Source organism: Pseudidiomarina aestuarii (assembly GCF_048263735.1).
Taxonomy (GTDB): Bacteria; Pseudomonadota; Gammaproteobacteria; order Enterobacterales; family Alteromonadaceae; genus Pseudidiomarina; species Pseudidiomarina aestuarii_B.
Window position 1 is genome coordinate 510068 of sequence record NZ_JBLXDX010000001.1, and the last position, 13303, is coordinate 523370.

At 50.7% G+C, this 13303-nt stretch carries 8 protein-coding genes; 4 read left to right on the plus strand and 4 right to left on the minus strand.

Features of this window, described 5'->3' with window-relative positions; all coding sequences use genetic code 11:
• The first annotated feature begins 10 nt into the window (after positions 1–10).
• Positions 11–2425 (plus strand): zinc-dependent metalloprotease, encoded by a 2415-nt coding sequence (locus ACN0S4_RS02395; protein ID WP_417656123.1) that lies wholly within the window; start codon positions 11–13, stop codon positions 2423–2425.
• A gap of 7 nt (positions 2426–2432) precedes the next feature.
• Here ACN0S4_RS02395 and ACN0S4_RS02400 read toward each other — a convergent pair whose 3' ends face one another.
• Positions 2433–4100: a M28 family metallopeptidase gene (locus ACN0S4_RS02400; RefSeq protein WP_417656124.1), complete on the minus strand. Its 1668-nt coding sequence runs from the start codon at positions 4098–4100 to the stop codon at positions 2433–2435.
• A 244-nt stretch (positions 4101–4344) separates the two neighbouring features.
• On the opposite strand from ACN0S4_RS02400, the gene ACN0S4_RS02405 reads away from it, so the two are divergent.
• From ACN0S4_RS02405 to ACN0S4_RS02415, 3 genes are all read left to right on the plus strand, one after another.
• Positions 4345–6534, plus strand: coding sequence for a TonB-dependent receptor (locus ACN0S4_RS02405; protein WP_417656125.1), 2190 nt, complete (start codon positions 4345–4347; stop codon positions 6532–6534).
• Positions 6535–6627: 93 nt separating this feature from the next.
• Entirely contained in the window at positions 6628–8859 is a 2232-nt protein-coding gene (locus ACN0S4_RS02410; protein WP_417656126.1) for an alpha/beta fold hydrolase, read from the plus strand.
• Positions 8860–8912: 53 nt separating this feature from the next.
• Positions 8913–9311: an acyl-CoA thioesterase gene (locus ACN0S4_RS02415; protein WP_169930219.1), complete on the plus strand. Its 399-nt coding sequence runs from the start codon at positions 8913–8915 to the stop codon at positions 9309–9311.
• Positions 9312–9344: 33 nt separating this feature from the next.
• On the opposite strand, the gene ACN0S4_RS02420 is transcribed toward ACN0S4_RS02415, so the two are convergent.
• From ACN0S4_RS02420 to cysS, 3 genes are read right to left on the minus strand one after another with little or no spacing between them, the layout of a single operon-like run.
• Entirely contained in the window at positions 9345–10217 is an 873-nt protein-coding gene (locus tag ACN0S4_RS02420) for an MBL fold metallo-hydrolase (protein WP_417656127.1), read from the minus strand.
• A 27-nt stretch (positions 10218–10244) separates the two neighbouring features.
• Positions 10245–11777 carry a M17 family metallopeptidase gene (locus ACN0S4_RS02425; RefSeq protein WP_417656128.1) on the minus strand — a complete coding sequence of 511 codons (1533 nt, stop codon included), beginning with the start codon at positions 11775–11777 and terminating at the stop codon, positions 10245–10247.
• A 36-nt stretch (positions 11778–11813) separates the two neighbouring features.
• On the minus strand, positions 11814–13190 hold the full coding sequence (gene cysS, locus ACN0S4_RS02430; RefSeq protein WP_417656129.1) for a cysteine--tRNA ligase: 1377 nt from the start codon (positions 13188–13190) through the stop codon (positions 11814–11816).
• Between the last annotated feature and the right edge of the window lie 113 nt (positions 13191–13303).

The following is a 13303-nucleotide window of genomic DNA, read 5'->3' on the forward strand; positions in this document are numbered from 1 at the left end:
GACCTGATTTATGCCCCATACTAAATTGAATTTATTGAGCACGCTAGCAACCTCGTTTTGGTTCTTGATTGTTGCACTCAGTGTCAGCATGGTCGCGCCAACGGCGATAGCACAGAGCGAAACGACAGAATCTCAAGATGCCATCAGCACCTACACTGCAGCAATGACAACTCATGCTGGCTTCTTTACGTTTTATCATGATGCGACTACTGGGAAGTATTACCTTCAAGTTCCTGTTGATGCCCCAGAATTCATTTTTCAGACCAGTTTACCTTGGGGACTAGGTTCGAACGATATCGGCCTAGACCGCGGCCAACTTGGCGCTACCCGCCTAGCCAACTTCCATATTGAAGGCGATAAAGTCTTATTGGTTGAGCAAAATACCAAATTTCGGGCCAGTAGCCCCAATGCTGCGGAGCGCGCCAGTATTCAAGAAGCGTTCGCCGACTCGGTGATCGCAGGGTTTGCAGTCGCTGCAAAAAACGACACTTCGGTACTCATTGATTACACCCCATTCTTACTCAGTGATGTGCATGGTGTCAGTGCCAGTTTAGAACGAACCAAACAAGGTTCGTTTAAGGTCGCGGCCGACCGCTCAGTCGTGTACCCAGAACGCAGTCGGAGTTTCCCAGAAAATACTGAACTGGAAGCCAAAGTAACCTTTGCCGGCAAAGGCACTGGAGCTTATTTACGCAGCGTTGCACCTGATCCAGATGCGATTACACTGCACCTCCATCATTCATTTATTGCCTTACCCGATGACGGCTACCAACCCCGAGCATTCCACCCGCAAAGTGGTTTTTGGAGTCACGCGTTCGAGGATTACTCGGCCCCACTCGGCCAATCGACAACGGTTCAATATATCCCGCGCCACCGCTTTAGTGCCGACGAGCCAATCATCTATTATCTCGACCCAGGCGTGCCTGAGCCGGTGCGTACCGCATTACTCGACGGTGGTCGTTGGTGGGCAGACGCGTTCGCTGCAGCAGGTTTCCCTGATGGTTTTCGAGTCGAAATCCTACCTGCGGATGCGGACCCCATGGATGTTCGGTATAACGTCATTCAATGGGTACATCGCTCTACCCGCGGTTGGAGCTATGGTGCCTCGGTTATCGACCCACGCACGGGTGAGATCCTCAAAGGTCATGTGACTTTAGGTTCACTGCGTGTCCGACAAGATATGAAAATTGCGCAAGGACTGCTGGCTCCGTATGCGGAAGACCTGACCGAAGCTGAACAGCAACAGCGTTTGGCTGCCGTCGAAGCAATGGCATTAGCACGCATTCGTCAACTTTCTGCCCACGAAATTGGCCATACGTTAGGTATCGCTCATAACTTCGCCGCCAGCGGTGATGACCGTGCCTCGGTCATGGATTACCCTCACCCTTTAGTGAGTATCGACACCGACACCAACGGCTTAACACTGGCCGCGGCCTACAAAGAAGGCATAGGTTTGTGGGATAAGCGCGTGGTCGCGTACGGTTATGGTACCGAACCCCTCGCCGCCGTAATTGAACAGAATCGGGCACTGGGCTTAAGTTATATTTCGGATCGCGATGCTCGACCGGCTGGCGGTGCCCACCCCGATGCTCACCTGTGGGATAACGGAAGCGACGCGGTCACCGAGTTGGAGCGTATTTTAGCGGTTCGACAAACGGCTTTAGAAAACTTTGGTCTGGCTAACTTAGCCCCAAATGAGCCCATCAGTCGGTTGCAAGATATCTTTGTACCTATGTATCTACTGCATCGCTATCAAACCGAAGCTGCCGTGAAAATGCTCGGTGGGGTACATTATGACTACGCCATTCACGATGGCACCGCAGAGCCACTGCGCGCCGTCAATGGCAGCCAACAGCAACGAGCCTTACGGCAACTGTTGCGTACCATCGATGCCGATACTTTAGCGGTGAATTCTACAATTCAGGGTTGGTTACAACCGCTCGCTTACGGCGAACCTTCCAATCGAGAGCATTTCCGTGGCGCTACCGGGCTGATCCCGGATGCACACGCCATGGCAACCAGCAGCGCGGCGTTCTCATTGGACTTACTGTTACATCCTGAGCGACTGGGCCGGTTACAACAACAGCACGCGCACGATGATACGATTCCTGCTGTTGCCGCTGTCCTGAATGGCATTGCCGAGACCACGCTAGTGCCTGCTCAACAAGCACAGGCGACTGCGCTAGAGCAGCAACTGGCGCTGACCTCATTGACCGCTATTGTGCATAGCTATCAAGCGGCAACGAGTAACGCGCTATTGCAGGCCCAATTACAAGCATTTTTGTTAGCACAGCGTGATGCTTGGCAAGACGCTGCGCCGTCTGCGACGCAAGCGTTTGTGATGAATGCTTTCGAGAGTTGGTTTACCCGAGGACAATGGCCGTTAACGAAAGCACAGCCATTGCCACCCGGTTCACCCATTTAGACCGCGCTTAATCTAAGCGGGCAAAGAAAGATTCAGGGAGCCAACGCGGCCGTTCAGGCGTGTTGGCGACCTGCTGACCAATGGCATAGTTGATATTGGTAAAGACGACACCGGCCTCATAATTAATCGGCAAGCTCGGTTGGTCACTCGGCTGATGATAATGCTCAGCAAAGAACTCCCCCCAAATTTGACCACCATCTTGATCTTCGTCTTTGGCTGTAAACCCAGTCATTAAAAAGACCGCTGGAACGCCCTTTTTCACGAATGGATAGTGATCCGAGCGAGTAAAAATCGCCTGCTCAGGCATTGGATCTTCACTGAGCTCAATGCCAAACTCACCGGCTGCTTGCGCCACCGAATCACCTAATGTGGAATGCGTAGAACCAAACGCAATCACATCCGCAAAATCATACAACAACACCGGCATATCCAAATTCACGTTGGCGACAATTTGGCTCAGCGGCACAGTTGGATTGTGAGCATAGTAATCTGCACCCAACAAACCACGCTCTTCCGCAGTGACCGACACAAACAAAATAGAGCGCTTCGGTGCCGTTTCAGCTTCAGCAAACATCCGCGCAGTTTCAAGCATGACCGATACACCAGACGCATTATCCATCGCACCATTATTGATGTGGTCGTCTTGGCTTAAGTCTTTGGTGATACCGATATGATCCGAGTGGGCGGTATAGAGCACATACTCATCTTTCAATGTCGGATCGCTACCCGGCAAAATTGCGGCCACATTCGGACTGCTGATTTCTTCGTGACGCGATTCACGGGTTAGTGATGCCGTTACACCCAGATCAAAGCCTTTTGGCGACTCGCCAGCTTCCATCTGCGCAAAAATATCTTCTAAAGTTTGCGGTGCATTGCGGAATAATTGTGCGCCTGCTTCGTGATGGACATAGGCTGACGCGGCAATATTCTTGTATGCCACATTAGGCTCACCATTCGGTTGCAGCCAACGCACAGTCGGCGCACGCTGATACATAATGCTGACTTCAAACGGACGCACTTCTTCGCGCGCTGGCGTGTGCAGGGTAATAATGCCTACCGCGCCACGCTCAGCAGCAAACTTCGCTTTGCTGCTATTTAAGTGAGCACCCTCTTCACTGGGTAACTCTTCTGGACGACCGGTCAGCATGACGACTATTTTGCCATCGACATCTAAACCAGCGTAATCATCAATACCAAATACATCGGAGACCAAACCGTAGCCAACAAAAACCAAAGGCGCGGTAATCTCGTCTTTTTCACTGTACACACTTGGGCCAGTCAAAAATTGTTTCGGATAGTCCAAACTGACCACTTCAGAACCGTCATCAATAGAGAATGTCGCGCTATTCTCTTTCAAAAAACTGCGACGAAATTGAATGCGCTGATAGTAAGTACCGTCATCACCAGCAGGCTGCAAGCCGAGTTGTTTAAACTGCGCAGCAATATACTGTGCTGCTATTTCATGGCCTGCGCTACCGGTGTCACGCCCTTCAAGCGCATCACTGGCTAAAAACTCCAAATGCGCTTGTAACGATGCTGCATTCGCACTCAGTTCTGGACTGTCGCTGGGAGTTGTCGTTTGCTCGCCGCAAGCAGTCAGACTGGTTGCGAGCAAAGCAGCACCAAACCAAGCCACTAATCGCGTTCGATTCGAGCGATTCAATAATGGTTTCATATCGATATCCGTAACGGTTGAGTAAAAAGTCGAGGCTCAGTCTATCCAAGCCAAAGCAAACTGACTAGTTTTATCCCGCCCCAATTCGATGCCTGAGCGAGAGAACACGACCAAAAGCTGAATCGTGACGATAAAACTACTTGAGATTCGGGTTGAGTCGAGATATTGTTATATTATAACATTACATAAGCGTTGGTGAGTTAGACAACTTGCCGAGTAACACTACCTTCTGGAGAGGTTAGATATGTTTCGTCGACATCCACTCGCAATCGTTATTGCAGCCGCAGTAGCAGGAAGCTGGACACCGCTGGCAATCGCTCAGCAAGAATCAGCAGAAAATGCTATTCATAAAGAAAGCGACAAACCAGAAGTTATCGTGATCACCGCCAGTCCTTTGGCGCGCACCCAAATTAGTTCAGCACAGCCGGTCAGTGTGATCGCTGGTGATGAATTGCGCGAGCAGCATGCTCACACCCTCGGCGAAACGTTAGAAAATGAACCGGGCATTAGTTCAACGCACTTCGCTGGCGTCGCCAGCAGCCCAATTATCCGCGGTTTAGATGGCCCACGCGTGAAAGTCACACAAAATGGACTCGACAGCGGCGATGTGTCGCGCAGTAGTCCGGATCATGCAGTCACAACCGAAACATCCGTCGCGGAGCAGATTGAAATTTTACGCGGTCCAGCGACGCTGTTGTACGGTAGCGGCGCTATTGGTGGGGTCGTCAATGTTGTCGACAATCGCATTGCGCAGGAAGCAGTTGGTGGCTCCCGTGGATTTTATGGAACGCGCTTTGATACTGCGAGTAGTTTGCGTGAAGCGACATTAGGTTTTACTGCCGACCACAAGGATACGGTCTGGCATTTCGATGGCTTTAAACGGCGTTCCGATGACTACCAAGTTCCAGAATTTACGAATGACGAAGGCGAAATCGAAGACACGGTCGAGAATAGTTTTATTGATGCGCAGGGCGCGAACTTTGGCGTGAGCTATTTATTCGACGGTGGTTATGCTGGCGTTGCTTATGGCCGCTTGGAACAGGATTACGGTATTCCTGGCCATCATGCCCATGAAGAAGAGCATGAAGGTGAACACGAGGACGGACATGAAGGCGAAGAGCACGCCGAGGAAGCAATGGAAGAAGCAGGTCCATTCGCAACGCTGTGGCAGAATCGTGTTCAATTTCACGCTGGCCTATTTCAGCCGTGGACTGGCATCGAAAAAGCCGAAATCCGTTATGGATTTACCGATTATCAGCATCAAGAAATTGAAGATGGCTCGCCAGCAAGCACCTTCCAAAACGAGCAGAATGAACTACGGGTCACACTGACTCATGAGCCACTGTCCGGTTGGCGTGGTGCTTTTGGTTATCATTACTTCGACCAAGACCTGAATGCATTCGGCGAAGAAGCCTACACGCCGCCCTCGCAGACCACTCGCCATGGTTTATTTTGGCTGGTTGAGCAACAGTTCGGCGATTTGAATTGGCAAGGTGGCTTACGCTACGAACAGGTAGATGTTGAGGCGCCGACACTCGCTGGTAATGCAAGTTCAAGCTTGTCATTCAAGCCCTTGTCCGCATCGCTCGGTTTTACCTACCAAGCAACGCAACAGCTGCAATTTGCTGTGAATTTGAGTCATGCACAACGGGCACCATCTGGTAGTGAACTATTTTCCGACGGAACGCATTTAGCGACGCAAACCTATGAGTTGGGGTTAGTCTACGAACTGCATCAAGAAGGCGAACACGAGTACCATGTAGAACCCAGTGATCGTGCTCCGGTTGAAGAAAAGTCGAACAATATAGACTTAGGTATGCATTTTGAAACCGAACACCTTCACTTGCAAGCCAACATATTTTACAACCAAGTCGATGATTATGTGTTTGGTGCCTTTACTGGGGTAAATAGCGAAGATTTAATGCATGAAGACGAACATGGTGACGAACATACCGATGAACATGACCATGGCGATGGCTTGCCCGTGATTGCGTTCACGCAACGCGATGTTGAACTCTACGGTTATGAACTGAGTGCTAAATACCACCTGAACGAGCGTTGGGAAGTCGAAGCGTTTAGCGATTACATTCGTGCGCGCACTCGCGATGGTGCAGAGAACTTACCGCGCATTCCGACACAACGGTTTGGCTCTGACGTCCATTATCTTGGTGACAACTGGCGCGCCAGCTTAGGGTACACTCATTACGCCCAACAAGATCGTGTCGCCGTCAACGAAGAACCCACCGCAAGTTACGGGTTGGTTGATGCTAAAATCAGTTGGTTCCCTGCAGCATTGGCTAAGCACAACATTAGCTTATACGCCAAAGCAGAAAACTTGACCGATGAGCTAGGCTTCGTGCACACATCATTCTTAAAAGAAGATGCACCCGTACGCGGTCGTAACTTTAGCATTGGTATACGCGGAGAATTCTAGCGCAGTTGCGGCACACTTTGTCGCAGTCGAAAGCGAAACGCAGCCTGCTTTGATACACTTATTCTCAGTTTGAGAATGAAGGAATCAGCAGGCATGCGTTTTTTACAAGCGTTGGTCGCAATGGTTGCAACACTCACATGGAGTGGCTTTGCACATGCCGACCAACTTTCTATCGAGCGTATTTTCTCTGCGCCCGATCTCACCACCGTTGCACCGCAGAATATTCAGTTCTCACCTGACGGCAACTTGGTGAGTTATCTCAAAGGCTCGTTGGAGTCACCGGAAATCTACGATTTGTGGGTCTACGACGTGCGTGCCGATAAGCATCAACTCCTGCTCGATGCAGAGACACTAGCCCCCGACCCTACTGCGATGTCTGCGACCGAGCGCGCCCGGCGTGAGCGCCTGCGCATCCGCGCAGCTGGTATTGTCGATTATCAATGGTCACCAAAGGGCTCTCACATTCTGATACCGCTCGCTGGGCAGCTCTATCTGTATGAGCTGGCGGACAATGCGGAGCAACCGATCACCACGTTGACTGCTGCCGATATCAGCGTCACTGATGCCCGCTTTTCACCACAAGGCAGTTTTGTCAGCTATGTGTATGAGCACAATCTGTGGCTGATCGATTTAGCCACAAATACCCCCAAGCAACTAACCACAGGGTCGTCGCGGACCATTCAATACGCCGTTGCCGAGTTTGTTGCGCAAGAAGAAATGAAGCGCATGACGGGATATTGGTGGAGTGCCGATGAACAGAACATTGCGCTGACCCGCGTCGACTTGCGTCCAGTTTCGATCAAAACCCGTGTGGATGTGCATGCCGATAAAACCGAGTTAGTGAAACAACGATATCCAGCTGCTGGCGAAGCCAATGCGGTTGTTGACCTGGGCGTGCTCCAGCTCGACACTCAAAATATCACTTGGTTGGGACTCCCAGAGCGCTATGGCGATGGCTATTTAGCCCGAGTGAGTTGGGTTGGCAATACCTCGCGATTGAGCTATCAGTGGCAGAATCGCAGCCAAAGCGAGCTCACCTTGTGGTCCTATTCTCTCGCTGACCAAAACCATCAACTTATCCTGCAAGAAGTCAGTACGCACTGGATTAACCTACATGACGATCTCGTCTTCCTTGCTGATGGCAAACATTTTATCTGGGCATCTGAGCGCAGTGGCCATAAGCATCTCTACCTCTATCGTCTCGACGGTCGGTTGATTCGCCAACTCACCTCAGGTGACTGGCAAGTGGATCAGATTGCCAGCGTTGATGAAACCGCTGGATTGATTTATTTCACCGCACGCCGGGATACGCCGTTAGAGCGGCATCTCTACCGTGCCAGCATGACAACTGCCACACCTAGTCAGCCGACTCGGTTATCCGAAGCTGCCGGTATTCATTCTATTCAATTTGCGGGCAATGCACGCAGTTATGTGGATAGCTTTTCAAGCACGTCGCAACCGCCACAAGTAGCGTTGCACGGCCCTACCGGTGAACGTATTGCGTGGCTACATGAAAATACCTTAAATGAAGCGCATCCACTGACCCCCTATTTAGATAACTGGAGCAAGCCTGAGTTTGGCACCCTCAATGCCGCAGATGGCCAAGTCTTGCATTATAAGCTCACCAAACCGACGCAATTTGCCGATAATCAACGCTATCCGGCTATTGTCATGGTCTATGGTGGGCCGCGAGCCCAGCGTGTCACCAATAGTTGGGGCGATTATTTTACGCAATATCTGGCCCAACAAGGCTATGTTGTTTTTCAACTCGATAATCGCGGCAGTGGTAATCGTGGTAGCCAATTTGAGGCCGGTATTCATCGGCAATTAGCACAACTGGAAGTGGCCGATCAAATTGTTGGCGCGGAGTTCTTGCGCAGTCGTCCTTACATCAATCCAGACCGAATTGGAGTCTTTGGGCACAGCTACGGCGGTTACATGGCGCTGCATCTCATCCTTCGAGCTGATGAGCAATTCGCAGCCGCCGTTGCAGGTGCGCCAGTGACCGATTGGGCCTTATATGACACGCATTACACAGAACGTTACCTGGGCACACCGAAAGACAATCCGGAAGGCTATCAACAAGCATCGGTCTTGACCTATGCCGAGCAATTACGTAAGCCGCTGCTGATCTACCACGGTATGGCCGATGATAATGTGCTTTATACCCACACAGCCAAACTCACTTATGCATTGCAGCAAGCGATGTTGCCGTTTGAACTAATGGCTTATCCGGGCAAAGCGCATGGACTTTACGGAAAGGAAACCAGTATTCACCGTTATCAGCTGATTGCAGACTTTTTCGAACGCTCGCTGAAACGTTGATGCATGCTATAATACGCGCATTGTTTCTTGCCTGATGAAAGGGAGTTAAACGGATGCGCTTTCTATCGCGTCGTTTGGTCATGCCAAACGATTTAAACTTTGCGGGTTCACTCTTCGGCGGTCGAATTCTGGAATGGATTGACGAAGAGGCATACATATTTGCTGCCTGCCAACTCGATGCCAAGAGTCTCGTGACCAAGCACATTGGTGCCATCACATTCGAAACCTCTGCCTATCAGGGCGATGTGGTCGAATTTGGTTTATTCGTGAAAGCTGTCGGTCGCACTTCGGTGACCGTCACTTGTGTCGTACGTAACAAGCAAACGAAACAAAACATCTGCGTCGCTGACGATATCGTCTTTGTGCACATTGATCCTGAAAGTCGCGCGCCACAGCCGCACGGCAAAACCAAAGCACAACTGGATACTCTAAAAATAGAAACGCCGACTTAAGTCGGCGTTTTTTTGCGTTGCTTCATTCGGGTTTTACAGCTCTTGCAGTAACGTCCGAATCCAGCGTTCTTCGGTGATAAAGCCCCAAGTCCAGCTATCCCACTGATCAGACAAACCACGCTCAACAATTTCGTCTGCACTCAAACCCTCGGTTTGCATCATACGAACTTCTTCACGTGTAATAATGACCATGGACACCAAACGCTGCCAATCTTGTTTGGTCGACAATGGACCATGCCCTGGAATAATCTTCGTCTCATCGTCCAGCTCTGCGATGACCGCAGACACGTTATCGATGAAGCCTTGAACGTTACCGCCAGAATTCAAGTCAATAAACGGGAAGCGATCCACAAAGAACATATCACCGGCGTGAATCACGTTCTCATCACCAAACCAAATCACCGCATCGCCATCAGTGTGACCGGTGGCATAATGACGCATGAATAATTGGCTATCACCACCAATTTTCAAAACCAACTCATTATCAAAGGTAATAGTGGGTAGACCTGTCGTGTTGAACTCAGCATCAGCTTGCAGACGCGATAGTACATTTTCGTGCGCGACTACTTTCGCCCCGCGCTCAACAAAGCCAGCGTTACCATCGACATGATCACGGTGATAATGCGTATTCACCAGCAATTGCAAAGGCTTGTCGCTGATTTCCGAGATAGCGGTAGCAATTTTGTCGGTCAAAGCTGCATACTGCGCATCGACCATAGCGACACCGTTGTCACCCACATAAACGCCGATGTTGCCACCCGCACCAGTCAGCATAAACACCCGCTCACTCACTTGTGTTGCCTTGATTTCAACGTCGTCCATAGTCGGTTGCGCTGAAACCGTGAGTGTGACGAGCGCCGCTGCTGTCACTAAAGTACTACGTAGCCATTTTTGTATGTTCTGCATTCGAGTTGCCATCCTAATAATCAGTTGTTAGCGATGTAAATAGCATCCTGAGAAGCAAGCCACTGGCGTTGCGGTTGGTTTCCCGTGCTGCCAATCACCACCTTCAACACCACTACCTGCGATGTCAACGTGGACATAAGGCAGTGGATGTTCGCTATCGTTACCGTGACCATCGAGACCCGCGGCTATTGCTAAGAACGCCATGGGGAACTGATGCCCACGTTTTGTGGTTGCAGAGGGGCCATTGTTGCTCGATAACACATCATCGGACTTCGTGCGCGGACGCACAAAATCATAATCCTCACGACGCGACCAACTGATTTCACCCGGGTCACCATACACTTCGCCCGCTTCCAAAAGCCGGCTTGCTGTACCTTGTGACACCGCAGGACCATTGGGAACAAATGCGGTATACGGACCTTTTGCTAATGCGGCATGACCGGTTAAGGTTGCGACACTGAACAACTGCGGCCGTGGGTATTTACCCGCTTCCACTCGTAAATGAGACAGTAAGTCTGCCAATACCAAACGCCCCTCAGCGTCGGTATTACCAATCCGCACACGTACACCACTGTGGCCCGTGATAATTTCATCGGACACAAAAGCTTCTGCACCGATGCTATTACGGACAACACCGAGTTCTGCGATCACATTGACGGTTTCAGGACGCATTTCGGCCACAGTTTTCAAGAAACCAGCGACACCTGCAGCGCCACCTTTGTCACGACTCATGCCAGCCATATGGCCGCCAACCTTCAAATCAGCACCACCGGTATCGTAAACAATACCTTTACCGGCAAACATCAAGGTTTGCTCAGCTGCCGGCGCTTTATACTCGAGGCGAATGACACAAGGCCAATGACGTTCGACACCCAATGATGCGCGACCTACTGCCATCAGCAATGGGTACTCATGTTGCAACTGTTGAATGTCATCAATGATGGTAACCTTGACCGGCGAATGTGCGAAGGCTTGTTGGCAATATTCAGCAAAGCGCGGCGGCGCCATGCGCTCTGGCTCGGTACCCGCTAAATCGCGCGCAACTCGTTTACCCGCCTCAACAGCCTGCAGCCATTGCTCGTCTAAAGCACCAATCACGCCCACTTTAGCTAGTGGTTCGATCGTTTCTTCACCATGAAACTCGCGTGCTTCTAAAGGCTCATAAAGTGCTTGGCATAGCCCCCAATAAGCAACGGCTTCAGCTTGTCCATAACGCCCTTCACTGGGAATTCCAAACGTCACCAACAAAGGCTTTTTCACGCCTGCTTGGACTGCTATTTTCGCTGCCGCGGCTGCCGCATCTGCAATGGTGCGTACATCTGCATAATCACGCGTCAGTGGGCCCGTTGGTGCCGTAATTAGGCGACCACCGGCAACATCACATGTCACCAGCAAGGCTTGTTTTCCTACTCGCTGGTCAAATTGTTGTGCTTGCTCGATAAAATCAGCGAAATCTGCCGGTAACTCGGCATCAAAGTCACCTAACACGATGACTGCATCAAAATCTGCGCCAGCTGCGGCGCGATAGTCTTCAAAGACCTCAACTTGAGGAAAAGCCATAATTACCTCTTCGTTCTGTAGACGTACTTGATATGGTTATAGGCGACGCCAGCGCGTTCCCTGTGCAGTATCTTCTAATTCAATACCACGTTCGGTGAGCGCCGTTCGTGCGGCATCAGCGCGAGCCCAATCTTTCGCGGCCCGAGCATCGTTACGCTCAGCAATTAGCGCTTCAATAGCTGCCACATCGTCGCCACTACCTTGTAGAAACTGTTCTGGAGTTGACGTCAACAAGCCTAACACACTGGCGAGTTCACGTAACTCCGCTGCGTAAGCCGCCGCCCGCTGTGGATTCTCTGCTACTGTACGGTTTGCTTCACGCGCTAGTTCAAAGAGTACCGGTAGTGCTTCCGGCACATTAAAATCGTCATCCATTGCGGCGTTGAAACGGTCCACATAGGATTGCGTCAACTCGGGGTCAATAGCTCCCGCAGGCGCGTCACGTAACGCGGTGTACAAGCGCTCTAAACTGGCACGTGCTTGGGTCAAATTATCCGTGCTGTAATTCAGCTGCGACCGATAATGGCTGGACATGAGGAAGAAACGAACCGTTTCGGCATCATACTGTTTCAACACTTCGCGAATGGTGAAAAAATTCCCAAGTGATTTCGACATTTTCACTTCATCGACCTGCACCATGCCACTGTGCATCCACACATTGACATAATCCGTTTGATTCGCGCAGCAGCTTTGCGCCACCTCATTTTCGTGGTGTGGGAAGATCAGGTCAGAACCGCCGCCATGAATGTCAAAATGAGCGCCGAGATGCTTTTTATTCATCGCCGAACATTCAATGTGCCAACCCGGTCGACCCTCGCCCCATGGCGATGACCAGCTCGGCTCACCCGGCTTCGCTCGTTTCCACAACACAAAGTCCAATGGATCGGTTTTATTACTCGCTACATCAACCCGTGAACCAGCCTGTAGCTGCTCCAAATTTTGTCGACTCAGTTGACCGTACTCATTATAGCTACTGACATCGAACAACACGTCGCCATCATCCGCAACATAGGCATGGCCGTTCGTCAGCAACGCTTCGATCATGGCAATGATATCGCCCATATGACCAGTCACTGTAGGTTCGATATCGGGACGTAAGAGATTTAACGCATCGAAGTCTTCGTGCATAGCTTGGGTGAAGGTCTCGGTAACCTTATCGATCGCAATATTTTGCTCATTAGCACGGCGGATGATCTTGTCATCCACATCGGTAATATTGCGCACATAATTGACGGTGTAACCGCGCGCTCGCAAGTACCGGACCACCGTGTCGAAGGCGACGTAAGTGCGTGCGTGACCAATATGACAGTAGTCGTAAATGGTTACCCCGCAAACATAAAGCTTCACTTCACCCGGTGTGATTGGCTTAAATTCTTCTTTTTGACGGGACAACGTATTATAAATGGTCAACATGCGCTTACAGGCTCCTTTGCTTGAGTCAAACATAATACCGCAAGCTGTAGCCATGTCACAAACAGTGGTACACTGCGCGGGTTAATTTGACCGCTATTTTATGGAGTTATTCA